Annotated in this window: 20 protein-coding genes; 13 read left to right on the plus strand and 7 right to left on the minus strand. The window is 45.1% G+C overall.

The features are described from left to right. Nucleotides 1-14: 14 nt before the first annotated feature. Both ABD744_RS14375 and ABD744_RS14380 read right to left on the minus strand, forming a co-directional pair. On the minus strand, nt 15-350 hold the full coding sequence (locus ABD744_RS14375; protein WP_344799218.1) for a PBPRA1643 family SWIM/SEC-C metal-binding motif protein: 336 nt from the start codon (nt 348-350) through the stop codon (nt 15-17). A gap of 129 nt (nt 351-479) precedes the next feature. Further along, a complete protein-coding gene (locus tag ABD744_RS14380) occupies nt 480-875 on the minus strand; it encodes a rhodanese-like domain-containing protein (protein WP_344799219.1) in 396 nt (131 codons plus the stop codon). 132 nt (nt 876-1,007) lie between these two features. On the opposite strand from ABD744_RS14380, the gene ABD744_RS14385 reads away from it, so the two are divergent. The 4 genes from ABD744_RS14385 to ABD744_RS14400 all read left to right on the plus strand — a co-directional run bounded on the left by ABD744_RS14385 (nt 1,008) and on the right by ABD744_RS14400 (nt 4,793). Next, nucleotides 1,008-1,958: a helix-turn-helix domain-containing protein gene (locus ABD744_RS14385; protein WP_344799220.1), complete on the plus strand. Its 951-nt coding sequence runs from the start codon at nt 1,008-1,010 to the stop codon at nt 1,956-1,958. 148 nt (nt 1,959-2,106) lie between these two features. Continuing rightward, on the plus strand, nt 2,107-3,486 hold the full coding sequence (locus ABD744_RS14390) for a class II fumarate hydratase (RefSeq protein ID WP_344799221.1): 1,380 nt from the start codon (nt 2,107-2,109) through the stop codon (nt 3,484-3,486). 40 nt (nt 3,487-3,526) lie between these two features. Continuing rightward, complete coding sequence (locus ABD744_RS14395; protein ID WP_344799222.1) at nt 3,527-4,360, plus strand: type 2 periplasmic-binding domain-containing protein; 834 nt, start codon at nt 3,527-3,529, stop codon at nt 4,358-4,360. A 46-nt stretch (nt 4,361-4,406) separates the two neighbouring features. After that, on the plus strand, nt 4,407-4,793 hold the full coding sequence (locus ABD744_RS14400) for a hypothetical protein (protein ID WP_344799223.1): 387 nt from the start codon (nt 4,407-4,409) through the stop codon (nt 4,791-4,793). 89 nt (nt 4,794-4,882) lie between these two features. On the opposite strand, the gene ABD744_RS14405 is transcribed toward ABD744_RS14400, so the two are convergent. Both ABD744_RS14405 and ABD744_RS14410 read right to left on the minus strand, forming a co-directional pair. After that, nucleotides 4,883-5,662 (minus strand): hypothetical protein, encoded by a 780-nt coding sequence (locus ABD744_RS14405; RefSeq protein ID WP_344799224.1) that lies wholly within the window; start codon nt 5,660-5,662, stop codon nt 4,883-4,885. Continuing rightward, complete coding sequence (locus tag ABD744_RS14410) at nt 5,659-7,035, minus strand: MFS transporter (RefSeq protein ID WP_344799226.1); 1,377 nt, start codon at nt 7,033-7,035, stop codon at nt 5,659-5,661. Before ABD744_RS14410 ends, ABD744_RS14405 begins: the two co-directional genes overlap by 4 nt. Before the next feature lie 112 nt (nt 7,036-7,147). Here ABD744_RS14410 and ABD744_RS14415 point away from each other — a divergent pair, with 112 nt between their 5' ends. The 3 genes from ABD744_RS14415 to ABD744_RS14425 all read left to right on the plus strand — a co-directional run bounded on the left by ABD744_RS14415 (nt 7,148) and on the right by ABD744_RS14425 (nt 9,616). Then, the gene (locus ABD744_RS14415; protein WP_344799227.1) at nt 7,148-8,164 is read left to right on the plus strand and encodes a GlxA family transcriptional regulator; all 1,017 of its coding nucleotides are present in this window, start codon (nt 7,148-7,150) and stop codon (nt 8,162-8,164) included. Nucleotides 8,165-8,379: 215 nt separating this feature from the next. Further along, on the plus strand, nt 8,380-9,168 hold the full coding sequence (locus ABD744_RS14420) for a winged helix-turn-helix domain-containing protein (protein WP_344799228.1): 789 nt from the start codon (nt 8,380-8,382) through the stop codon (nt 9,166-9,168). Further along, entirely contained in the window at nt 9,161-9,616 is a 456-nt protein-coding gene (locus ABD744_RS14425) for a hypothetical protein (RefSeq protein ID WP_344799229.1), read from the plus strand. Before ABD744_RS14420 ends, ABD744_RS14425 begins: the two co-directional genes overlap by 8 nt. 21 nt (nt 9,617-9,637) lie before the next feature. On the opposite strand, the gene ABD744_RS14430 is transcribed toward ABD744_RS14425, so the two are convergent. Next, the gene (locus tag ABD744_RS14430; RefSeq protein ID WP_344799230.1) at nt 9,638-10,849 is read right to left on the minus strand and encodes an OmpP1/FadL family transporter; all 1,212 of its coding nucleotides are present in this window, start codon (nt 10,847-10,849) and stop codon (nt 9,638-9,640) included. Further along, nucleotides 10,842-13,184, minus strand: a complete 2,343-nt coding sequence (locus ABD744_RS14435) for a dienelactone hydrolase family protein (RefSeq protein ID WP_344799231.1) — start codon at nt 13,182-13,184, stop codon at nt 10,842-10,844. Before ABD744_RS14435 ends, ABD744_RS14430 begins: the two co-directional genes overlap by 8 nt. Before the next feature lie 790 nt (nt 13,185-13,974). Between ABD744_RS14435 and ABD744_RS14440 the strand changes: the two genes are divergently transcribed. The 5 genes from ABD744_RS14440 (at nt 13,975) to rnr (ending at nt 24,370) form a co-directional block, all read left to right on the plus strand. Then, on the plus strand, nt 13,975-18,108 hold the full coding sequence (locus ABD744_RS14440; RefSeq protein WP_344799232.1) for a response regulator: 4,134 nt from the start codon (nt 13,975-13,977) through the stop codon (nt 18,106-18,108). Further along, on the plus strand, nt 18,105-19,028 hold the full coding sequence (locus ABD744_RS14445) for a CheR family methyltransferase (RefSeq protein WP_344799233.1): 924 nt from the start codon (nt 18,105-18,107) through the stop codon (nt 19,026-19,028). The genes ABD744_RS14440 and ABD744_RS14445 overlap by 4 nt, the downstream gene beginning before the upstream one ends. 62 nt (nt 19,029-19,090) lie before the next feature. Continuing rightward, a complete protein-coding gene (locus tag ABD744_RS14450; RefSeq protein ID WP_344799234.1) occupies nt 19,091-21,268 on the plus strand; it encodes an EAL domain-containing protein in 2,178 nt (725 codons plus the stop codon). Nucleotides 21,269-21,616: 348 nt separating this feature from the next. Beyond that, nucleotides 21,617-21,826 (plus strand): cold-shock protein, encoded by a 210-nt coding sequence (locus ABD744_RS14455; RefSeq protein WP_344799235.1) that lies wholly within the window; start codon nt 21,617-21,619, stop codon nt 21,824-21,826. 285 nt (nt 21,827-22,111) lie between these two features. Then, nucleotides 22,112-24,370: a ribonuclease R gene (rnr, locus tag ABD744_RS14460; RefSeq protein WP_344799236.1), complete on the plus strand. Its 2,259-nt coding sequence runs from the start codon at nt 22,112-22,114 to the stop codon at nt 24,368-24,370. Nucleotides 24,371-24,421: 51 nt separating this feature from the next. Here rnr and ABD744_RS14465 read toward each other — a convergent pair whose 3' ends face one another. Next, complete coding sequence (locus ABD744_RS14465; protein WP_344799238.1) at nt 24,422-25,267, minus strand: LysR family transcriptional regulator; 846 nt, start codon at nt 25,265-25,267, stop codon at nt 24,422-24,424. A gap of 172 nt (nt 25,268-25,439) precedes the next feature. Here ABD744_RS14465 and ABD744_RS14470 point away from each other — a divergent pair, with 172 nt between their 5' ends. Further along, nucleotides 25,440-26,399 (plus strand): HPP family protein, encoded by a 960-nt coding sequence (locus tag ABD744_RS14470; RefSeq protein ID WP_344799239.1) that lies wholly within the window; start codon nt 25,440-25,442, stop codon nt 26,397-26,399. Nucleotides 26,400-26,423: the final 24 nt, after the last annotated feature.

The raw sequence follows: 26,423 nt of genomic DNA on the forward strand, positions 1-26,423 counted from the left end.
TGTTATTTCATCGGTTATCCACAACACTTTTTATATTTCTTACCGCTGCCACAAGAACAAGGATCGTTTCGATTGGGTTTCTTTTCAAACACCTGGGTTTTCGGCGTGTTGATTAATGCCTCTAATTCTTTGATGTCCTCAGGCGTTTCCGGGTTAACTTCGATCGTTCCAAATAATTCGTTTTCAGAAAGCAGGGTTTCTACTTCGGCTTTTCTTTCTTCACTGGTGACGATCAATGTGAGAGGCGAATCTTCTGTTCCTGGTTTCACATCCCGGTTGGTGCTGAAACCGTAACTGCTGTGTTTAGGTTTTTTCTGTTTACGACCTTTGAAAAAAAACTTATCCGCCATGATGCAACCCTGTCTGATGTTTGAAAAACACGTACTTGAAAATACAAACTCTGAAAATTAAAGAGCTTATACAGGATTATGGCGGAGAGTGAAAATACTTCCTGACTCGAAAAGGATAAAGGGCAATTTTTATCCGTTGATCAACTGAAAGCCTTCATCTATCCAGCCTGTAATACCACCAATCATTTTCTTTACCGGTCGGCCAAGCTTGGCAAGCCTGATGGCCGCTTTTTCTGTGCCATTACAATGTGGCCCGGCGCAATAGACCACAAACAAGGTTCCTTCGGGATAGTGGCTGATGGATGACTCATTGAGTCTGGGCTGAGGCAGATTTACGGCACCATCAATATGGCCCTGTTTAAATAACGCTTCGCTCCGAACATCCAGCAGAACAAAGTCTTGCTTATGGTTGGTGAGGGCGTGATGTACATCCCAACAGTCGGTTTCGTATTTCAGAAGTCCTTCAAAATACGTTAATGCATCTTGTGAATTGGCTGCTGGTGGTCTGGATACGGCTGAAGACATAGGGTTTCCTCTTTGCGTTAAATGCTCTCTGTTTGAGTTAGGAACATTATTCCCTTTGAATTAAATCAGAAAAATTGGCCTAAAAGACATTGTTCGTTAATAATGAGCCAAAAAAGAGTATTGGATAATTTTATGAAACGCGTCGCCATTCTTACGCATAAGTACATTGCTTTATTTGAACTTGGTTGTGCTGTGGAATTGTTTGCTTTACCCAGACCAGAGTTTGAATGTTGGTATCAGACTGATGTGGTTACTTTTGATGATGAAATACAAACCACCAGTGGAGGGCTATTACTTCAGCCTAAGCGTGTTCATCATCTTGATGATTACGATATGGTGGTCATTCCTAATTGGTCTGCTTCTGATTCAACCGTTCCGGCTGAGATTGCTGAGTCTGTGAGAGCGCTTTATCAAAGGGGTGGGCGAGTGTTGTCCTTTTGTTCTGGCAGTTTTATGTTGGCTGAGATTGGCTTGCTAAATGACAGACAAGCCACGACACATTGGCATTACGCAGATCGTTTTAAACAGAAATACCCAAACGTCTCTTATGTGGATGATGTTCTCTATGTGTACGACGGTCGGTTAGGTTGTTCAGCGGGCAGTGCCGCAGGAATTGACTTGGGAATCGAGGTTATTCGCAGTGACTATGGGTATGAAGTGGCCAATCAGGTGGCCAGGCGTTTGGTGCTTGCGGCCCATCGCCATGGCGGTCAGTCTCAATTTGTAGAAACGCCGGTGATTAAAACACCTAATCAATTTTCAGTGACTCTGGATTGGGCGTTAAGCCATTTGGATCAGGATATTGATGTTAACCTGTTGGCTCAAAAGGCCAATATGTCACGCCGTACGTTTGATCGAAAATTTCGGGCTTCATTAAATCAGACGCCGAAAGAGTGGTTAACCCAGCAACGTTTAGAACTTGCTAAGCGGTTATTGGAAACCACCAGTGATTCCGTTGAGCGCGTGGCGAATTCCGCCGGTTTTGAAAATGCGATGACATTACGCCATCACTTCCGAAAATATTTGCAACTTTCTCCTAGCCAGTTTCGAGCGCAGTTTTCAGCACAGTTCTCATCGCAATAAAGTGAGTGGTATTTGAGACGGTGACTATCGGTTGATAGCTGCTGCTTTTACCAAACAAAAGTGGGATACAGCAACTCAATGACTTACCTAACCTCTCTGGATATTAGGGCTACAATGTAAGTTTGAATGTAGCGTTGGAAAGTGCCCTATGAAACATACTCGTACAGAACGAGACAGCCTGGGGGCGGTTTTAGTGCCTGCCGATGCCTTGTTTTCTGCGCAAACTCAGCGTGCTGTGGATAACTTTCCGGTGAGTGGTCAGTCCATGCCGAAAGCGTTTATTCGTGCGTTATTGAAAGCTAAATATGCGGCGGCTCAAACCAATGGGCTATTAGGACAAATCCCTGAGAAAATGAGTGATGCTATCTGTCAGGCGGTAGACGAATTACTGGCCGATCAAAACCTTATGAAACACTTTCCGGTTGATGTGTTTCAAACGGGCTCGGGCACCAGCACCAATATGAACGCCAATGAAGTGTTGGCGACATTGGCTTCACAGATCTATGGTGACACTGTGGGGGCTAATGATCATATTAATTGCGGCCAAAGCAGTAATGATATTATTCCTTCAACCATTCATATCAGCGCCGCCATTGAATTAACAGAGAAGCTTTTACCTGCGCTGGATTATCTGGCCATCACCATTCGGGAAAAATCAAAAACGGTACACCAGTACGTTAAAACAGGTCGAACGCACTTGATGGATGCCATGCCGGTGCGTATGAGTCAAAGTCTGGACGGTTGGGCGGAACAAATTGAGCTCAACATTGAACGTTTACAGGCGTTGCAGCCCAGTTTGCAAACGCTTGCTCAGGGGGGAACGGCGGTAGGCACAGGGGTTAATGCCCACCCAGAGTTTGCGGCTCAATTTAATATCGCTTTAAGTGATCTGACGGGCCTGCACTTCCAGCCTGCAAATAACTTTTTCAGTCACATTGGATCGCAAGACATAGCGGTCGCATTGTCTGGCTTGCTTAAAGCGACGGCGGTTTCAGTGATGAAGATCGCCAATGATCTGCGTTGGATGAATTCCGGGCCTTTGGCTGGGTTGGGCGAAATCGAATTAGAAGCGCTTCAACCAGGGTCATCCATTATGCCGGGGAAAGTGAATCCGGTGATTCCTGAAGTGGCGGCCATGGTTTCAGCACAAGTGATAGGTAATGATGCGGCTATCTCAATTGCAGGTCAGTCAGGCAATTTTGAACTGAATGTGATGTTGCCGCTGATTGCGCATAACCTTCTCGAAAGTATTCAGTTGTTGTCGAGCATCAGTCGGCTGATGGCGGATAAGGCGATTGCGACTTTTAAGGTGAACGACAAAAAACTCAACGAAGCCTTGTCTCGTAATCCGATTCTGGTCACGGCACTGAACCCGGTCATTGGGTATCAGAAAGCGGCTGAAATTGCCAAGCAAGCTTATAAAGAAAACCGACCCGTTATTGACGTTGCCGCTGAGAATACCGACTTGTCGGTGGAAGAGCTGACGAGGTTACTTAACCCGGCCAAACTGACGGAAGGTGGTTTATAAAGACGGCCTGTCTCTCAGACCTTTTTAAGTGGAGCATGAAATGAATAAGTGGTTAGTGTTTTCTGTTTTCATTACGGTCATGAATCCCGTTTGGGCCATGGATATAAAAATTACCGACACCCGAGAAAATAACTTCTATATGGATGCTTTAGTCTGGGTGTTGGATAAATCCGGCGAAAGTTATCATTTAATTCAGACCAAACATGACGTGACGTCTCAGGGAAGAAAGGTTCTTTTAGTTCAGAGTGGTAAAATTGACATCTTATATGCAGGAACCAGCATCGAACTCGAAAAGGAACTGCGTCCGATTCGCTTTCCTATCATGCGAGGCTTGATTGGAAGCAGGCTGTTTATTATTCATAAGGATTATCAAGCTAAGTACCATGCGGTTAAAAGTATCAACGACTTAAAAAAATTCGTCGGCGTTCAGGGGATAGGCTGGGGAGATAAACAGGTTTTGGAATCCTCTGGGTTACAGCAGGAAGAAAGGCTTTACGATGATATTTTCGGTAATATTAATTCCGGCAGTCGTTACTACTTCCCTAGAGGGATGACTGAAATTTTTTCAGAACTCAAAAGTAAACAAGCCACCTTGCCGAATTTGGCTGTTGAGCAAAATATTTTATTGGTATACAAAACGGCCGTTTTCTTTTTTATCAACCCGTCCAATACAGCACTGGAAAAGGCTTTGAATCAAGGATTTAAAAACGCTTATGCAGATGGCAGTTATGAGCAGTTTTTTTATAATCATGCTTTGATCAAAAGTGCCTTCGAAGAGGCCAAACTGGACTCCAGAATAAAGCTCGAGATTCCCAATCCCTTTTTAAGCCCGGAGACGGTTGCGGTTCCAAAACAGTATTGGCATCAGGATTAATTTGGTATGGTTAAGGGAAAATCACCAGTAAAGGAACTGCTCATTAATGGTCAACACCAGCGCTCGTTATAAACTTACTTCGGCAATATTGGCTTGTTTTTTATATGGTGGCTGGGCGTATTTTATTAATTCCGGAGCGGGAGCACTTGAAGGCCTCACATCGGGAGTGGCTCAGGGCATCGCCAGCTTTATCTTGACCTTATTCATCGTGATGGTTGTGACCAAACTGTATCACATGATCAATGCGGGTAGCCGACTAAAAGTTATCATTCCGGCTGGATTGACCGCCGTTGGGGTGGCTATCATTCTTTCATTGATCCATTGGTTGATCGGAACAGATCATATCTTGCCGACCATTTTGCCTTCCATCATAGTGGCGTCTGTATTCTGCGTAGTGACCGGTCTTAAGCTGGCGCAAATGACCGGGGACTGACTGTTAAACATTCGGTGCAGGCCAATCATTCAGTACAGACAAGCCATTCAGAGCAGTGAACGCGTTCCACGTAGCAATCACATTGGGTATCAGCCTGTTCGTTTTTTCCTGCGCATACTGGTGCTCAGTACGCTTTTGATCATGGCCCAGTCAAAACGCATCATGATTGGCAGTGAACGGCCTTTTTCCCACTCTGGATTAAATTGCAGGTATTGCCTTCGGAGTTGATTGATCTTGCTGGTTTCTGTTTTGTTTTCCCCTTGAGGGATATTTTGATTGAGAATTAATTTCAGCTGGGTATCCCAGTCCGCACCATTCAGTTCCTGAGCAAAATTTTCAAGTACGACCTTTTCCCAATCGGACGCATTTTCTCCTTGAATGGTATAGACCTTGCCGAACGTTCGGCTGAGAGAAATGAAGCTGGATGGAAAGGTAAACGCTACAAAATACATGCGTTTCAAACCATAGCGTCTCAGGATGATGGGCAATATGGACCAACCCGCCGAGGTGATTTTGGGATGGCCCCGAAATCCGGTATTGACGTAATAATATTTCGAGTGAATCAGAAGTGCTTTTTTATTGAGGTGTTCCACTGGCTTAAACATAAAGGTGTAGTAACCCTGAAGAGCTTTGTGTTCATCGCGGAAAGTAATTAAGAAGGTATTGGCTCGGGTGCAATAATCCTGAAACTTGGCGAAGTCTTCTTGCTCGGAAATATTCAGGGTCAGAAAGGCCAAACGTAAATGCCACATCTCGCGTAGCAAGGGCACGCTGGCGTCCTTGCTTTCAATTATTTTTGCAAACAGTTTTTTAGATGTACGTGAGCGTGTATCCGTTCGCTGGGACTGCTCGGTTGAAACGGTGCTCATAAATTGCCTCGTCGAATCAAATTGGGTGAATGGTTTATTGAAAGTACTAAGAACATTGCAATGAATGGGATCAGAGAAGTGATCAAAACAGCGCTTTGTGTATTTAGCATCTGGGCACTGCTGCCATAAATGAGGTAGCCGAGGACACCGCCGATCCAGGTTGTGGAACTCAATAAGGCCATGACTTTGGTTTCTGACACGGGTTTGGGGCCTTGTTCAGTCGGCGACGTTGATTGCGAAATTCGAGTCCCGGATGCTCTTGCATGAGAAAGACCTGAATTAGAAGGGCCTGAATTAGAAAGGACTGAATTAGATGACGCTGAAATAACATCCATCGCCCACGCATTACTCAGGCCGCGCCCTCCGGACGATAAAAATCGAATTAACACTGCAACCAGCCAGAAATGAAATAAGGTGGTTGCGTAAGCTAATAACATCAGCCCTGCGAAGCCCGCCAAATTGCAAAGCATCCAGAAAGGTTTCTGGCCCAACCAATCTGAAATTCGCGTAATTCCATAAACGAAAGGAATGGCAGCCAAACCACCCCATATCGCCGTGCTGGATATTGCAGTGGCGGAGAAGCCAACGTCTTTCATGGTGATAGAGGTCGCAAACAAACCGATGTAGTAGGTAACGTACATCAAGGTGGTTGCTCCGATTAAACGACGGATTTTCGAAATGACAGATTTTTTATCTTCAGGTTCACTGATGCAGGGCACAGAATCCTTTGAGCCTTTGTTGGTTGGTTGAGCAACCGCAGAATGTCTGTTGGCGACCGGAATAAAGAGACTGGAAACTGGCCAAAGCAGGTTTAATAACGCAAGTGAGAGGAAAAGAGCCTCGAACCCCCACTGATCGACAATAGGCCCGGAGATTAAACCGCCCAGCACAGACCCAAGTGGGCTGGTAATCGCCAAAACTCCCATGACTTTTCCTCGATCATTAATGCTTTGATGATTAAGCCCTTGATTATTAACTCTTTGATCATGAGCTTGAGTGATATGGCCGGTGAGGGCATTTAAGGCCCCAAAACCAGCGCCACCTAACAACCAAACGATACTGGTATACCAAGCCAATTCGACGACGCTGTTGGCCTGCCCGACCATAAACGTCAGAGGTACAGACATGACGCCGGAAGTAACCAGAAGTGTTTTGGCCTTACTGGCGTGATCAATGATTTTGGTTGCGAGGAGTGCTCCGATGGCTAAACAACTGTAGGAAAACGCCAAATATAAACCTATGTGGAAATTGCTTGCACCAAGGCTGCCTGCGTAGACCGGAAGTAACGGAATCAAGCCATTGCCGCTTGTCCAGAGTATGGTACTGGTGAGGCACAACCCAAAAACGGCAGCGTTATGTGTGGTTTTACTCATAGGAGGTTGATCATCATTAAGTTGTAAACAAGGTTAGCGACAGAAAGAAAAGACTGGTAAGGTCATAAATGACTTTAATCATGTGAAAAGTGAATTTTTCGGTATTTCCAGTATGAGCATAACCCAATCAAACCGTTCAGGGTCGGTACGAGTGACCGTGGTAATGGCACCTTACTCTTCTTCCGCCAGTATTTCTGCGACGTTAGAGATGCTGGAAAGTGCCAATTTTCTCAACGTTGTGAAGCAACAAAAGGCAGGTGCCCCTAACCCTAAAATGTTGTTTGATATAGAAACCGTATCCATGGATGGTAAGCCGGTACAGTGTTCAGGCGGATTATCTTTAACGCCCCAAAGAACAATGGATTCGGTAACTGAGACGGATTTAATTATTATTCCCGGCTTTTTATTTAATATTTTACTTGCGTTGCCATTATTGATGCCGGTCTCTAAGTGGCTGGCGAATTTATACGATAAAGGCGCGACCATCGCGACCATTTGTACCGGTGCTTTTGTTGCTGCTCAGGCAGGTATTCTTGACGACAAACAAGCCACTACTCATTGGTATTATGCCAAAGAGTTTAAGCGAAGATTCCCTGCGGTAACGCTGATGGATCAACTCACCGTGACAGACGATGATGGCCTGATTTGCTCCGGAGGGGCGTCTGCGGCAACGGACATGTTGATGTATCTGGTTCGAAAGTTTGGCTCGGTGGACATTGCGGCCGAATGCTCAAAAAAACTGTTGGTGGATTCCTGCCAGCGAAGCCAGTTGCCATACATGCAATACAGTTTTAAACGAAACCATGAGGATCGGGAGATTGCTGCTGTTCAGAATTGGTTGGACAAACACTTTGAGCAGGAAATTGTCTTTGATCAGTTGGCCAAGCAGTTTAATTTCGGGCAACGAAATTTTATTCGTCGGTTTAAACTGGCCACCGGTGAAACCCCCAATCAATATTTACAAAATTTAAGGATTGAGCGTGCGAAGTACTTTTTAGAAACTACCAATACTTCGTTAGAGCGTGTGACGTATCAAGTGGGTTATGAAGACAGTAACTCTTTCCGTCGTTTGTTCAAAAACCGGGTGGGTCTGTCGCCGGCGGATTACCGGAAGAAATTTCAGGTTTGATGATGTGACTCTATGTTATGACTTAATGGCGTGTATAAATAGACTTTAAGTCGGTCATAAAACACTTTGTAGCAACACTTGGGACTTGTTTTTGTATATAATTCGCGCACTTTTAATTAACCTTTATTCGTTGATTCACTTCAATTACAAAGATAACAATTAGCTGTCATTCAATGATGGTTTGAAGGATCAAAACAGTATTCTTTAAGGATTGCATGGATATATATTCATTTGCTTCTGGTGGCATTATTAATCTTCATAAAGCGGAGATTAAGGCAGCCGATGGAAGTAAGCACTCACTGGGTCATAAAGAAAATGAACTGTTGCGCTTGTTGTTAACGGCATCGCCTGATGTGGTAGATAAAAATACTATTACCGAAACCGTTTGGCAGCGGCCCGTGATCAGTGAAAGCGCAATCAGTGTCGCGATTGCCAAGCTCAGAAAGCTGTTGCGCAACATCAGTAAAGACGAGATTGAAATCATTACGGCAAAAGGAGTCGGTTATCGACTGACGTTGGCTCCGGACGTTCAGGTTAAAGCCTTTGATGATCAGTCGGCGTCCGGGCCTTCTTCTGTGCAGGCATCCTTACGTTTATCCGGCCAATCCGTTTCGCCTGAAACCTTGTTAACGGATGAAGAGAAGGATTGCCTTCAGGATGTGAACACCTTTGAAGGTGAAGAGTACATTGATCAAAAATTCGGTTCTTTGTATTGGAAGCATTGTCTGATCCTAGTGATATTGGCGGTTTCTTTAAGTGCTTTCAGCTATTTGAGCTGGGTTTATGGGTTTACCAAATGCCGTGAATTGGTCAATGGGGAAGCCATTGTCACCTCTGGAAATATTCATCAGGTCAGGCACCTTTGCTGGTCTGAGATAGGAGAAAGAGATGCGCTGCGTATTATCAGGTCGGTGGATGTTACGGAAGCATCGGTGGTTTTGATCGACAAGGATGAAGCTTTGAAACTCTATACCCAGGATGGGGAGCTGATAAAAAATGATTAATAAACTGCTGATGATGTCTTGGGGCGTGTGCGCTTTCATCGTATGCGCAGGGGGGTATATTCTGTGGGATTCGTATTCGTGCAATTTTGAAATGAGTTTTCCAGGTTCTGACTCATTGGCAAAGTGTGAGCAGGGGGTTTATTACACCAGAACCCGTATTGAGCAAGGGGATGAACGTTATAAAATCAACACAGAGTCTTTTTATGTAAAAATTCTGGACCGTATTCTTTTGTTGCCAAAAGAAAAGGACATAGATGTTGAAATGAAGGGCAGTTTGGCGGTTTATAATGCTGATAAAATTAAAACACCGCATCGAACCTTTGGGAACCAGCCGTATACGTCGCTCAGTTTATTGTACACGCCGAAAAACGAGTTACTTGGTGTCGCTATTTTCAGTGATCCAAACAGTGTGTTTGTACCTGCAACTTACGTTACAGGTACGTTTTAAAGCACTCTAATATAGTTTTGATCAGAACTTATACGAATATTGCAGACCCACCGTCGTCGCACTGACGTCGGTGGTGGCTTTGATATTCGAAGAAGTGCCTGGAATCACTGACAAGCTCTCATCAATCTCGCCTTCTTCCCCGATGATGTAGCTCATGCCCAGATCAAACGTGGAATGCTCGGTCGGTTTGTAACTGACGCCAGCGGACAGCCAGTGACGATCTGAATCGGGGATTGACAGAGAACTCATTTCATCCGTCGGTGCCATATCGTACATGTAACCGGCGCGAAGTTCCCACTCCGGGTTCATGTAGTAAGTCCCACCCAAAGATACGTGGCCTGCGTCCTGCCATTTGTATTCCTTAATATCGGTGCTCAGGTCGTCCGAGGTTAAAGAATCAAATTCAGACCATTTCACGTATTGCAGGCTGTAGTGCATGGCAAATTGCTCGTGCAATCTGTGATAGCCAGAGAACTCGATCATATCCGGCAGCGGGATACTGATGCTGTCTGCGCTTTCACCGCCCATGGTGACATCACCGTCCGCTTCTAAGTCCGGGCTGAAACGGTAAGATAGGCCAATCCGGTTATTGGCATCAAACTCGTACGCCATACCTACGTTGAAGCCAAGTGCCTCGCCATCGGCTTCCACGTCCAATAAGCCTTTACGATAAATTTCACCCGAGCCATGAATCACGTCCAGACCTGCGCCTAAGCTCAGTTGATCGTTGACTCGATATGCGGCCGATAAACCCAGATTGACGCTCATCAGGCTGGTATCCCCACCAAACTCGTCGGCCATGAAGTCGTCATCAAAGCTGACGTCGGTACCGAAATTGGAGTAGGCGGAAGCGCCTACCGTCCAATTGGTGCCTTCCAGCGGTTGCACATAGTAGAAGTTAGGAATGACTGTACTTCCGCCCACATCCTCCGCGCTGGTTTCGACGGTATCGCCTACGAGCGGGGTGTAAGTTGCGTCCGGTACATCCACGCTGGAGTCGATGTAAGTGCCACCGAAAGATATTTCTGCACTGTCGAACAAGGTCATCGCAGCCGCGTTTCTCGAAATGACCGAAGCGTTGTCGGCGATGATGGCATCCCCGGCGAAGGCCCGGCCCAAACCCGTAGCGGACTGGGCGTTTAACTGAAAGCCGGCTGCCAAACCTTGTTGTGAGGTCAGAAGCATAGCGCTGGAGATCGAAAAATAACCGATAGAGTACTTGAATTTATTCATTATGGTTAGCTCCTTCTACGGTGCTTGCATCTTTAATAATGATCATTTCGCCTGCAGTTTCGATCATTTTGGCAATGGCTGATTGTTGAGTGTCTGTTGCACTCCAGACGTGGTTGAGTTGTTCTTTATCTGGTAATCCTGGTACACCGTCTTCGTTCATTGGGCCTTCGTATGGGAATAAGTAAGTGCCGTGCCCGCCTACCGTTCCGTTAATGAAACCTCGAATACCTTCTGTGCCTGATTGGGCGTGAGCAACTTCACCGTCGGCTGGGGAGACACTGATAATACGCTCTAAGCCTAATGCGGTTATCAGTGGTTCTGTTCCTGTCAGCAGGTTGTTGGTGCTACTGTTCGGAATTACATTGTCTGGTAAGTACTCGCCTACCTGGCAGCCGTCGTCACCACAGTTACCTTTGGCCTGAATCAACACTGTCTTTTGTTGGTTTTCTCGTTGTAGCTTGGTGTGGCTAACCGGATCACCACTGTCGACGGTGGTCTGTACGTTTTGTATCAGAGTGGGCAAAATTAAGCTGTAAATGTCGTTCTCCAACATTGCTACCGCGTCTCTATTTTGTTGGGATTCCCCGACAAACTCGTTCAGTGCAGTAATACACTCTTCATTGCTGGCGTCTGGTGTACAGATATCCGGCAACAGGCTTTCTGCAATGCCTCGTTGTACATCGGGAGACTTTTTAATGGCCATTTCTGTATCGTGGCCAAGGTGCGGTGACTCCAGAACAATGCCTGTCAGCCCTTGTCCAGGTACTGCGAAGTTAACGGTTTCAAACGTCAGGTCAGAATGCTTTTGAGATTGCTCACTGACCATCACAGACATGATGGCGCCCAAAGAATGGCCAATCAGGTGAACTTCGGAAGTGTCAACCCAATCGGTTGCTTTGCTTAAAGCAAAACGTAAACTCAGCTGATCCGAGATGGCCTGATGCAAATTACTGCGTAATGTCAGAGGTGACGTAATGTTGATGAAAAAGGCGCTGTTGTTACTGACGCTGATTTCATCTTTGTCATCTTCAGTTTCGATGCCTGTGTTGTCACCGTCATCAGCTATCGGTGGAGAGAGCTCAGGGATGGTGGAAATGACTCGTTCACCATGGTAAATCTGATCAATTGCGACAACCAGATAGCCTTTATCCACTAAGTCTTTGGTCATGGTATCGGCGTTTTCTTTTTTACCGGTGATGCCATGAACAAACATGACCACAGGTAATTTTTCTTCCTGTGTTGGTTTCCAGCCCTTTGGCGCATACATTAACACAGGCACATCCACTGTTTGAGCTTCAGCAGGAACAGGGTTGTCTTTGGTTAAATGACCACCATCAGAAGTTTTGGTCCAGCTATAGAGTTCAGGACAGTTTGCTATCGGGTCGTAAGGATCAAGTGAACAAGTACCATCGTCATCTTCAATGACCGGCAGGTAGTAAGGCAAAGCTAAGGTTGTGGTGAAGTTGTCATACTTCTGATTAAACCCAGGCACTTTTGCAGGGGTTGTTGTAAATGAGGCTGCATTTGCATTGTTGTTTATGATTTCATCCAAAACCGGATTGACGCTTTGGGTGGTAAATTGTGCTGCATAAACAAGCTCACCTACACCGCCAACAATCTGAAAGTGATTTTCTGCTGAGAGTAACTGGGCCTGAATTTCCAGTTCTTGGTCTGTTAAGTCGCCATCCTGGTTGTTTTTGATGCGGGTGAATTCACTGTCGGCTTCCAAAGCAAGCCCGTCCTGAGTCAAAACACGATCATTAATGGCAATGTAATAGATACTTTCGTTATCCAGTACCTGAAGTGGTTTGATTTCAATTTCACTGCCTGTGGAGATCACTTCAACAGGGATTTCCTGTGGGTTACCGGTAGCGGCATCCGAAATAAGCTTCACGTTGTCTTTTAATGACGCCTGATCAAGCGGATAGCGCTCTTCGGTATTGCGGTTAGCAATCGGCACTTTGATCACATTGGACATGCCCCAGCCATCCAGTGCGCCGACCGAGGTTTCATAACTTTGGTAGTAAGCTTCAAATTCCTGATCACTCAGTTGTCCTGGCAGAGGTTCGCCCGGCAACGAGATGGTTCCGTCTTCGTCATAACCGTAGCCATCGTTTGGCATAGGTAGCGAAGAGGTGTTGTACGGCACAAACGTTTCTTCGATGGTATCGCCTGAGCTTGAGGAGTCGTCAGAACAGCCTGCCAAAAGCGCAAGAGGAAAGCTCAGTGCGCCAAAGATCTGTGCTTTAGATTTTCTAGTCGATTTGTTATTAGTCTTGCCATGTTCAGCTTTCTGAAAAACATGAGCAAGGTTATTTCTTTGTTTTATTACCATCCCCTACGTTCCTTTTATTTGTATAAAAATTGATTCAATGAACGCTGATTTCTGCTGTTAAACGATGTGCCGTTTGTTTTGCGGTTCGTCAGCGACCTGCTTTTTAAAAAATTCATCCGCTCCTGAAATCAATATCGAACTGATATCGAGTCATTTGTTGGAGGCAGATATTGGCGGGTGGCTACTAAAAAACCTAATTAACAATCCCTAATAAACCCTAACTGTTTGAAATTAAATGATTTTGTTGTTTTTGTTAGGGTTTTTTAAATTGGCCTGATTTGGCAAAAATAAAGAATTTGGGCAGTCAAAGCCTGCCAGGAGGTTGTTGGGTTTGGGGGTTGGAAGAATGAAATTTCAAAACAAGACTTATCGTTATAGGGGGAAAGGCAATGACTGATGAATAGAAAATATCGCCTGATTGTCCGAAAAACAGGCTAAAACGTGCTGATTATTAATTAAACAGATGTAAGTGATTTATTGGTTTGGTTGTTGGTAAATGGCTTTTCGTGTGTAAGTGATCTCAGGTTTAGTCATGAAACAGTTTGGCCTGATTGTTTCACTAAGCCAGATATTCTCAGGGTTAGTACGAGATTTTCTCTGAGGTCGCTCTCAAAGCAATATGGATGTCGCTTTGTGCTCTTTTACCCTATGCCTTCTTGCAAAAGCTTTTGGGCTGGCTGGGATACTAATAAGTAATGACCATACTTATACAACTAGGTTACTCATTCGGGTCTTTAGCATCGGTGAAGGTTCATCAGGCATAGGCAGCTTCATTTAGGTAGGTGATGTAATGGGAAGTAAAAGCTCAATTTCAACCAAAATTATTGCCAGCTTTTCTGCGGTTATCGCGGTGTTAGCGGTGGTTGTGGTGTTTACGTTATATCAAAGCAATGAAATACACGGCTTGAGTAATAAAGCAGTAGATAACTTTGTACCTGGTGTACACCTGAGCATGAGGGCAAGCCTGGAGGTTGAACGCTCGATGAGTGCTACCCGAGGCTGGATTGTCAGTGGGGAGGATAAATTTAAAAACCAAAGGACCGCCGCCTGGCAGAACATTGAAGACATAGTGACAGACTTATCCCTGAAAGTTGATGCGCTGGAAGACAACTTATTGCTTAAAGATTTGGATAAATTACAAACCGATTTGAACGTTTTTAAATCTATGCAGGAAGACGTCATTGCGTTGGCGCATACAGAAGAAAATTTACCCGGTTTAAAAGTGCTGGTCGACCAGGCCATACCTCAGGCGTCCAAAGTGCTGAATGAAGTAACTCAGCTAATGAAGATGAAGTTTGAAGACCTCTCCGAAGAAGACCGTTATCAGTTGATTACCCTTTTGGCCGACTTTAGATTCAGCTTCAGTCAGGGATTGGCGAGTATTCGAGCTTATTTAGCAACTAATCAATCGAGGTTCAGGGAAGAGTACTTTCGGTGGTGGCAATCCAATACCGAAAGTCTGACATTGATTAGCGTGATGAGGGATGTATTGACTCCTCATCAGAAAGAGACACTGCAAAATTTAAAACAGGAACGGGATAAGTTCAGTGAGCTTCCCGATTTGATGTTTCGTTACCGCCAGGGGGCGGAGTGGAATTTAGCGAGAAGTCGGGCTGAATCCGAATTGTTTCCTATGTCGGTGAAAGTGTCTTCTGACTTGGAGTCGATGATAAGTCAGCTGCAGGTCAGGATGAAAGATGGCTTTCAGTTCATGAATTCCGGATTTGAGTCATTGTCGATCATTGGTTTGAGCTTATTGGCGCTCGCCATTGTTATGTGCGTAATGCTGGTTGCCTTTTTAACTAAGTTGATTACAGAACCTTTACAGCAAGTCATCGTCGCTGCCAGTGACATTTCGCAGGGTAACTTTGAAGTGGATGTTAACATTCGTGGCTTTGCCGAAACGGAAGAGTTGAGTGATAACCTGAGTAATATGACCACGTTTTTAAGGCGAATTACCGAGCATGCCGACGCCCTGTCGAAAGGAAACTTTGACCAGGAGTTTTTACCTCAGGGTGAGAAAGACCGGCTTGGTCATGCACTTAATAAAATGACCCTGGATTTGTATAAACATCAAGAGTTCGTGAATGCTCAAAACTGGTTGAAAAGCGGCCTGGCTGAATTCACCAATGGTCTGCAAGGCGTACACGAATTAGATGCCCTGGCTCATAAATCCACTGCATTTGTCGCCGAATATATGGGGGCTCAGGTGGCCGGTATGTATTTGCTGGAAGAGGACGTATACAGTTTGTCCGCTGGTTATGCCTTGGACAGAGACGGTTCTATGCCTGTGCAATACGCCACTGGCGAAGGTTTGATTGGCCAGACGGCAAAAGGCAGAACACGACGAGTGATTGTCTCTCAAGCGGAGTACCCAGAAGATTTAATTTTGGATACTGGCGTTGGTCAGTTGCAGAGTACTTGCATTGTGGCCTGTCCGGTGATTAATAAACAAGGAATCACGAATGAAGTATCGGCGGTGCTTGTTTTTGGTTTTACCAAGCAATTGACCGAGAATGAATTGAACTTACTGGATGAGTTTTGTGATGTATTCAGTGTCAGTCTGGCGTCATGCCGCTCACGCAACCAGCTAGAGGATTTATTACGCGAGTCGCAGGAGAAATCCACAATTTTGCAAGAGCAACAAGAGGAGTTGCGCGTCAATAATGAAGAACTTGAGCAGCAAACCCAGAGTTTACTTGCCTCTGAAGAGGAATTGAGAGTTCAAAGCGATGAATTGAAAGAAAGTAATCGACAACTTGAAAACCAGAAAGCGGTACTCGAAGAAAAGAACGACGAAGTAGAGGAAGCCCGGAAAGAGCTGGAACGTAAAGCGGCCGAATTAGATCGAACCAGTAAGTATAAATCTGAATTTTTAGCCAATATGTCTCATGAGTTACGGACGCCGCTCAATAGTTTGCTGATTCTTTCGGAATCTATGAAGAAGAATAATAAGAAGAACTTGTTTGAAGATCAGGTGGAAGACTTGGTGATCATCAACCAGGCGGGTCAGGTGTTACTCTCTTTAATCAATGACATTTTGGACTTATCAAAAGTGGAAGCTGGTAAGTTAGTCATGGACTTCCAGTCGTCTCGTTTAAAGGATGTGATTGAGGATAACCGCAAACAGTTCAATCCGGTGGCCCGTTCAAGAGGGGTGGAATTCATCATTGACCTTGATGAAAGTTGTCCGGATATGTTTTGTACGGACATGCATCGTCTCTCTCAGATTTTAAGGAATCTGCTGTCCAATGCCTTTAAGTTTACCCATCAGGGACATGTGAAATTATCTGTTTGCGCTCAGCAAGGGCAGAGCCATGATTCGACGGGCGCTAAAGCGCTTTGCTTTGCTGTCGAAGACACGGGCATTGGCGTACCGAAAAAGGTACAGAAAGATATTTTTGAAGCATTTCAACAAGCCGATGGTTCGACCAGTCGGGCTTATGGCGGTTCCGGGTTGGGGTTGACCATTTCTCGTGAGTTAGCCCAGCTGTTGGGTGGTGATATTGAACTGACCAGCGAAGAAGGCAAAGGCAGTACATTTAAACTCACTATTCCGGAACAACAGTCAGAAAATGTGGAAGAGCAAGCTAACGCTCAAACAGGATTAATTGATCAAACACCGCTAACCATAGCGCAAGGCTCCAATCAAAATGCTTCTGAGTCCGATGCTCCGTTAATCCAGCGTAATGCAAGGCCGGCCTTTCTGGATGATGACCGTCTAACCGCCACACAAGATGCAAAAACCGTACTGATCGTGGAGGATGATAAGCAATTTGCCACTGTGCTAAGAGACTTCTCCCGTAAGCGTGGATTCTCGTGTCTGGTGTCTGATTCAGGTGAGGAGGCTCTGCAATTAGCCAGTGCCTATCACCCGAAAGCCATTATATTAGACCTCGGCCTGCCTGATATTTCCGGTGTGAAGGTGTTGGAACGGTTGAAACAAAATGACTATACCCGTGATATTCCGGTACACATTATTTCAGGGCAGGAAGATGACTCAGGTTTGATCCGGCAAGGGGCTATGGATGTGCTGCATAAGCCAGTCAGTTGCGATGTATTAGAGCAGCTGTTTGGCAAGTTTGCGACCCTTGCCCAGCAGCAAATACAAACGCTGTTGTTCATCGGCCAAAATGAAAGCACTTATCAGGAGTTGGCTGATTTGGTGGCGGATCAGGAAATTGAAGTTGATAAGCTGATGTTTGAAGACAGTCAGTATCATTCTGAACTGACTAAAGAAAAACTGAACGCCGGCAATTTTGACTGCTGCATTATTGAAATGAACAGCGATGAAATACGGAACAGCGAATGGCTTCAGGCATTGTTATGTGATGCCTGCGATATCAATTTCCCGCCTTCCATTATTTATACCGATAAACCTTTGAACGATGAACAGTATCAGGCGCTGACCGCCATTACGGATCGCATTGTCATTAAGGGGGAACACGCGCCTGAGCGAATCCAGGACGAAGTGGACTGCTTCTTACACAGCGTGAATGAGCATTTACCTTCTCAAACGGCCAGTGAGTTAATTGAATCGGGAGACATTGACTTATCAAGCCGAAAAGTACTGCTGGTGGACGATGATTTACGCAACACCTATGCCTTGTCTAAGGTGCTGAGTGAATACGGAATGGACATTGATATTGCAGATAACGGCTCGTTGGCGGTGGATAAGTTTCAGGGCGACCCCAGCTACGATGTCATTCTTATGGACATCATGATGCCGGTTATGGATGGCTATGAAGCCATACGGTGCATACGCAAAGATCATTCAGAAGACGTACCTATCATTGCGCTCACGGCAAAAGCCATGGGGGAAGACCGTGAAAAATGCTTGGAAGCAGGCGCCAGTGATTATCTTTCAAAACCAGTTGAAATGGATCGCCTGATTTCAATGATCAAAGTTTGGGTTAATGAATGAATTTAACGGATGCAGAGATAGTAACGATTGAAGTAAATGCGCTCTTGGATGTTCTTTTTCATCGGGCCGGCTACGATTTTAGAAATTATTCCAGAGCCTCATTACTCCGACGGCTGGAGTTTTTTACTGAGCAAGAGGGGTTTAAAAAGATATCGGACTTAATTCCAATGGTGATTCATGATGAGCCGCTTACTCGCCGTTTAATTAAAGGGTTGTTGATAAATGTGACAGAAATGTTCCGGGACCCGGCCTTTTTCAAGACCTTAACGGAGGATGTGTTTCCGGTGTTGAAAACTTACCCGTTTTTCAAAATTTGGCATGCAGGCTGCTCTACGGGCGAGGAGGTTTATTCGTTAGCCATTTTATTACAGGAACACGGGTTATTAGGACGAGCAAGAATTTACGGAACAGACCTAAATGCTCAGATTATTAAAAAAGCCAAGGATGGCATTTTTAAAGAAAGTGATATTCATGCCTATGCCGAGAACTATGTGGCAGCGGGCGGCCAGCGCCAATTAACGGATTATTTTTATTCCCGCTATGGCAGTGCCAAGATCAATGACGAGCTGACGCGCAACATTACTTTTGCTTCCCATAACCTGGTAAGTGACGGGATTTTTACTGAAGTGCAAATGATTATTTGTCGGAATGTCATGATTTACTTTGATACGAACTTAAAACAGAAGGTGATTGGTTTGTTTTACCAAGGTCTGACGCCGGGAGGTTTGTTGTGTCTTGGCAGTAAAGAGTCCTTGAATTACAGCGAAGATGCGTCGTGCTTTGAAACAATGAGTTTGGACAGCAGAATCTACAAGAAGCAAATCAGTTCCGCTAAACAGGTCTCTAAGGCAAACAGTAATATCGATGTTTCCGCAGAGATAAAAGCAAGGCCTAATGTTGGGCAGCTGCATGCGTTTTAATGACGTACTCAGGGTAAGACGTTTTTTATTGTGAAGGTGTAGCATGATGTCAGGAGGTTCATATGAACGCTATTAACCAGCAGGAGAATAGTTACATTCCTTTGACGCCAAGGGCTCAGATTTCAGGTGTGCCAAAGGTTTTGATTGTTGATGACCTGAGAGAAAATCAGCGGGCCATCGAAGCCATTCTTGAAGATCTGACCGCCGAGTTTTATACCGCATATAACGGTGAAGAGGCTTTATCTCTGACCTTGAGGTATGACTTTGCGGTGATTCTGCTGGACGTCATGATGCCTGTGATGGATGGTTTTGAAACCGCCAATTTATTGCGGATTAACCAGAACACTCAGCACATTCCCATTATTTTTATTACCGCCGCAGACCGAACCGAAGAATATGAATTTAAAGGTTATAAAGCGGGTGCAGTGGATTACCTTTTTAAACCGATTAAGCCTTTGACGCTGGAAAGTAAGGTAAAAGTGTTTCTGGAGTTGGAAGTTCAAAAGCAACAGCTTAAAAAGACGTTGGAAGACATCGACCGTCTGAAAAGAAAAAACCAGCTGCTTTTGAAATCGGTGGGTGAGGGCATCTTAGGGTTAGATGTGATGGGAAAAATTACTTTTAGTAATCCCGCAGCGCAAAAATTACTGGCGAGCAGAGAACGGGAGTTGGAAAATAAGTCAGTCTTGGATTTTTTGATTTTGAATAATACCGAAGAAAGTTCGGTTGCTTGGGAAGAAACCGAAATTTTCTTGAAATGCTCTCATGGAAAAATGCATCACGAAACGTTAGGTGTATTTCGTAAAAAGGCTGGACTGCCATTTCCTGTAGAGTACAACGCAACCCCTGTTTATGATGAAGATAAAATGGTGGGTATGGTTCTGGCGTTTCAAGACATTACCGAACGAAAGCGAGCAGAAGAACAGCTCCATCAGCTTGCACAATATGATAGCCTGACAGGGCTTAACAACCGCTATTCTTTCCAGAATCTGCTGGGTCAGTCTGTTGCCAGAGCCATCCGAAATAACTCCAGCATCGCTGTATTGTTTTTGGATCTGGATAAATTCAAGACGGTAAACGACAGTTTAGGCCATGAAGTTGGTGATTTTTTACTGCAAGAAGTGGCGTTACGGATACAAGCCTGTTTAAGAGACGGCGACGTTATCGGCCGAATTGGTGGGGATGAATTTACCGTCATACTGGAATCAATCAGTGTCGCCCGAGACATTGCTGCAATTGCTCAAAAGATCATAGAAACCATCAGTGAACCTTTTAATCTAAGAGACCACCATATCCACATCGGAGTGAGCATTGGTATTGCGACCTATCCTGAATCCGCCACTGACGAAGAAACGTTAATGCGTTGTGCCGATATTGCCATGTATAAAGTGAAAGAAAGTGGCCGGAACGGTTATCGGTTCTTTACCGAATTAATGCAAAAAGAAGTACTGGCTGTGTTGCAGATGGAGAATCGTCTGCGGGTGGCGTTGCAACTAAATCAGTTCTTGCTCTATTACCAGCCCAAAGTGGACCCGTTTGAAAATAAAGTGGTTGGGTTTGAAGCTTTGATTCGGTGGCGTGTGGGGCCGGATGAGTTTGTTTCCCCGGGCGAGTTCATTTCTAAAGCGGAAGAAATGGGCGTAATCGTGTCTATCGGGAATTGGATCATTAATGAGTCTTGTCGTCAGGTGCGGGAATGGTTGGATAATGGTGTGATTGATGAAAGTGTTTCCGTTGCTGTTAATTTATCCATTAAACAGATGCAAAACAGCTCCTTGGTTTCAACGATTCAAAAGTCACTGGACTTGTATAAACTGCCGTCTGCTTGCATTCAGCTGGAAATAACTGAAGGCATTATGATTGATGACATTGATCGTACGATTAAAATGCTGGATCAATTTAAAACCATGGGTTTAAAGGTTTCGATTGATGACTTTGGTACGGGTTATTCCTCTTTAAATTATTTACGTCGCCTACCGATAGATGCACTTAAAATTGATATGTCTTTTGTCCAGGCGTTGCACGAGGGAGAACAAAGTAAGGCCATTGTTCGGGCGATTATCAGCTTATCCAAAAATCTGGGGTTAACTGTCATTGCCGAAGGCGTGGAAGACGGAGAACAACTGTCGTTTTTGAAAGAGCTTGAGTGTGATCTGATACAGGGGTATTACTTCAGTAAACCATTGGAAAGCCATTCGGTTGAACGTTTTATGAAAACGTCATTGTCTAACCTTCATTGAGTGTAGGTGTTAATGGCTTAGACGGGTGCAATGCTTGAGGAGATCTTGGCCGCTAATGAATTCTAGCGGACTCGGGGATTTCAAGCTTGCGCACAATTTTATCCACAGGCTCCTTTTGGTTTGCAGGTGGTGGTAATCTTTGGATAATTTAAAAAAGAAAATATTGACTTTAAGTTTTATAGTCTATACTGTTTTCCATAGTTAGAAATTAAGTCTCTTCTTTATTTCCTTCATTTCGTTGCAAGTTAGCAGTTCTTCGTCCTGTAGTTTTTAAATTTTAGTCTCTTTTTTCCGCTATTCATGCCTCATGAAGGCACTCTTATATTTTAGATCTACAGGTTATTAATTATGTCTAATACAGTTACTGGTACAGTTAAGTGGTTTAATGAATCAAAAGGTTTTGGATTTATTGAACAAGAATCTGGTCCTGACGTGTTTGCTCACTTCAGTGCTATCGTTAGTTCTGGCTTTAAAACTTTGGCTGAAGGCCAAAAAGTAGAGTTTGTTGTCTCGCAAGGTCAAAAAGGCCCGCAAGCAGAGAACATTGTTGCTGTTTAAGTTTCAGCAACCCAAAAAGGGTGTTGGGTTTTGAACCCGATGCTCTTTTGTGTTTCAGCTTCCATTGGTAGAATTTACCGCTAGAATTGTTTTGTCCCCGAGCTATAAATTAGCCAACTTGAAGAACTGAAGCCTTTCCATATTATCCCAAAAGGGATGAAGAATCCTCGCCATAAATGCCTTGCTATTGTTTATATTGATCATCTTAGAAGTCATACCTATTGAATTCAGATAATAAGTGCAACACTCCGCAATGCTATTGGCTCTTTTCTACAGAGAAAATGAATGATTGCATCTGCAAAACCGGCGATAACCGCCACTGATAAACAACAATACAGCCACCCAATCCCTAATCGTGATTACATTCTGGATTTACTGAATCATCACAAACGGGCAATGACTCGTCATCAACTCGCTCAAAAAATGTCCTTATCTGGCGAAGAAGAACTCGAAGCACTCCGACGTCGGTTACGAGCCATGGAACGAGACGGCCAAGTGAGTTTTGATCGTCGACAGGGTTACCGAACCATTCAGGAAAGCGATCTGGTTTGCGGACGCGTGATCGGTCATCGGGATGGCTTTGGCTTTCTTGCACGAGATGAAGGGGGCGATGATTTATTGCTGAATCAGCATCAAATGCTCAAACTCTTTGACGGTGACCGGGTACAGGTACGTATTTCTGGTACGGACAGGCGCGGTCGGGAACAAGCCAGCTTGGTTAAGGTACTGGAACATAACACCACTGAACTTGTGGGTCAGTTGTGCTGTGAAGACGACCACTTCTTTATCCTTGCTCACAATCAGCGCATTGCGCATGAAATAGACGTTGACCACGAGCAACTAGCAGGAGCCAAACCCGGCCAGTACGTTGTTGTGGAGATCACCGAATACCCCAGTGACAAATTCAACGCTTTCGGCAAAGTAACAGAAGTGCTGGGTGATGCGGATAGCCCAGGGCTTGAAATTGAAGTGGTTATGCGTGAAAAGGGCATACCAACCCGTTGGCCACAAGCCGCCATCGACGAAGCTGAAAACCTGAGCAGTGAAGTTGCTGAAGCGGACAAATTACAACGTGTTGATCTCAGGCATTTGCCTTTTGTAACCATTGATGGTGAAGATGCGAAAGACTTTGACGATGCGGTGTACTGCGAATCAAAAGCCAATGGTGGTTGGCGTTTATCGGTGGCCATTGCCGACGTATCTCACTATGTAGCACCCGGCAGCGCTTTGGATCAGGAGGCTCATGCCCGTGGAACATCGGTCTATTTTCCTGGGCGGGTGGTTCCTATGTTACCTGAGAGTCTGTCGAACGGGTTGTGTTCACTGAACCCTCACGTTGATCGTTTGGTGCTCGTCTGTGAAATGGAGATCAATGCTGCCGGCCGTATGACCGACTATTGTTTTTCTGAAGCCGTGATTCATTCCCATGCTCGCTTAACGTATAACCAGGTAAATGCGTTCTTGTTTGAACAGCAACCGACGGATCAAGCTCAGTACGCTGATTTGATTCCGCATCTGAAAACGTTACATCAGCTGTATGGCGGGCTCCGTAAAGCCCGGACACAGCGCGGCTCCATTGATTTTGATACTCAGGAAAGCCAATTTCAGTTTGATCAACATCAAAAAGTGACTGGTATTGTGCCGGTTGTTCGTAATGATGCTCATAAGCTGATTGAAGAGTGCATGCTGTGTGCGAATGTTGCGACCGCTCGTTTTTTGCTTGCGGTGAAACTGCCTGCCTTGTACCGAAACCATAAGGGTCCGCAAACGAAAAAGTTGCAAACCCTACGGGCATATCTTGCCGAAAAAGGGCTGCGTTTGTCCGGTGGCGGTGAGCCTTCGCCGAAAGACTTTGATCAGCTGCTGGCCAGCCTTGGAGAGCGCTCGGACGCTGACGCTATTCAAACCATGTTGCTGCGTTCGCTCAGCCAAGCAGAATACGGCAGCGAAAACATCGGTCATTTTGGCCTGGCTTATACAAGTTACGCGCATTTTACCTCCCCCATTCGTCGTTACCCTGATTTACTGGTGCATCGGGCCATCCGTTCAGTGATTCGACGCCAGGAAAGCGGCGGGAAGATCCGACGACTGTTGAAAGCGGTGAGTGGTATGGGCAAAGATCCTGTACAGCGCCTGAAAAATACGCGATTGATCGATCAGGCGGAAAGCTACCCTTATGATCAAGAACAGATGATCATCATGGGCGAGCACTGTTCGCTGCTATCTCGTCGTGCCGATAAGGCGAGCTGGGATGTGGAAGCCTGGCTGAAGTGTGACTTCATGAAAAACTCGATAGGTGATACATTTCAAGGCGTGGTAACTACCGTTACCCATTTTGGCCTCTTTATTGAGCTGGACGACACCAAAGTGGAAGGCTTGATTCATATTAGTGACATGGACAATGACTATTACCAATTTGATGAAGCTAAGCAAAGCCTGATAGGGGAACGCAGTCATCGAACATACGCCATTGGCGATCGTATCCGTATCAATGTTGCCCGTGTCGATATGGAGCAAAAGAAGATTGAATTTACCTTAATTTGAGCGATTGCAGTTATTACCTAGGAGTTCAGATTGTAGGGGTTCAGGTTGGCTCTACAAATACCATTGAATGTCTTTTTTAGCTTGTGATTTTAATCCTAGGAGTGCGGAGTTCAGGCTTTCCGTCATTTTGTTTTTTTTATAAACCACAAAAACGGGGTGGGTGAACTCGGGGGATTGAGGTACGCGTTCCAACTTTCCTCGTTCGATGTACTGCTTAACGACTCGGGTCCGAAAATACCCGTTTCCTCCTTGTTGAAGCATTATCTGCAGTGCTAATGGCCCTAAATTGAAGCTATAAGCGGTTTGTCTGGGTTGCGGGAGGGCAGAGTCGTACTGGCTTCTGAATTCTTCACTCCAGTTTATAAAGAGATCGGGCTTGGGGGAATCAACGGATTGAACGTGAATTAATTTTTCTTCCATGATCTGCTCTATCACTAATCCGGAATGGTACTTCGGCCGATGAATGATGGCTGCGTCTAATCCGCCTGCTTCTAATCTTTCGAGCAAAACGTCTGAATTCGCAACATCAGAGTGTAATGCAAGGTTTGGGATGTGTGCCTGTATCCACAGAACCCAATTGATCATTAAGGGGTTCCATAAGCTGTTTTCCGCGCCGATGCACAATCTTGTGTCCAGCCCTTGTGGCAATCGTATTTCCGCTCTTGCCCGATCCCAGAGTTGAACCAAAGAGGTTGCATATTCTACGAACCGTTCTCCGTCAGAAGTTAACTTTGCGCCAGAGCGGTTGCGGATAAACAACTTGCTGTCTAGCTTTTCCTCAAGGCTATTAATTCGGGCTGTGATTGTGGTTTGTGTTACGTTTAAGCGCTTTGACGCGTCAAGAAACGTCCCGGCGCTCATGACTTCCAAAAAGGTACGTGCCAGTTCAACATCCATCTTTGTGTGTCTTTATATCAGAAATTTTGAATTTAAAATTAGTTTATATTCATTATACATGATGTTTAAGCCTGATTTAGACTTTGCGCACGGGTTTGATTCCCCCGAAGGAATTTGAAACGTCAATGAGGCCAGAGGCCAGTTAAGCGTTATCGTTGCGGAAGTTTTTGGAATGAGATATTGGGTTAAAGAGCTGTTACTTTTTTTAGGCGTTGAGAAAAGCACAACATCGCATCAAGAAAAGCTGAATTCTGCACTGGGGGGCTTTATCGGGGTGGTCATTATTTATGGTGCTTCCAATTACTTATTTGGCCAGACGCTTTCTGTTTTTATCATTGCGTCGGTGGGGGCTTCAGCTGTGCTTGTGTTTGCGGTGCCTCATGGCGCTTTGTCTCAGCCTTGGCCTGTGATTGGTGGTCATATGGCGTCAGCAGGCGTTGGTGTACTTTGTGCTGTGCTGATTAATAATAAGTTAATCGCAAGCGCAAGTGCTGTGAGTTTATCCATCTTAACCATGTACTATCTCCGTTGTTTGCACCCTCCTGGCGGAGCAACCGCTTTGACGGCAGTGCTTGGTTCCGGCTCTCATCCTGAGCCGGATGTTTGGTTTATCGTTAATCCTGTGTTATTCAATGTACTCTTATTGATCGTGTTTGCGTTTGTTTATCATTTTTTGCTGCGAAATCAATATTACCCCTCTCATTCATTGAATCGGAAACACACTTTCAGGAAAAGGCCGGATCACGCGTCAACCATCTCTCAAGAGGATGTTATTTTTGCACTGCAACGATTTGATTCTTTTATCGATGTCTCAACTGAAGATTTATGCGAGCTGTATGAGTGTGCATTAGAGAGTGCAAAATCCAATGATCTTTCATATTCTCAAGCGCGAATTCAGGCGGGTAAGTTTTATAGTAATGGGTTGTTGGGTCGACGTTGGTCAATTAGGCGAGTACTGGCCGTTGATAGATCAAAAGTGGTTTTTGAGACGGTGGCGGGGGCGAATGAAGGTGAATGTCAGGCATGCTCTCTGTCGGACTTCTTGCAATGGGGACAATTTGAAGTGGTTCATCAAGACGCCAGTTGGGTACGAAATACCGGAACCTATGAGCCTCATTCGTGGACGCAATGATTCAATGAAATAAACGGCAGCGGT

The sequence above is a fragment of the Litoribacillus peritrichatus genome, from assembly GCF_039537985.1.
Taxonomy (GTDB): Bacteria; Pseudomonadota; Gammaproteobacteria; order Pseudomonadales; family Litoribrevibacteraceae; genus Litoribacillus; species Litoribacillus peritrichatus.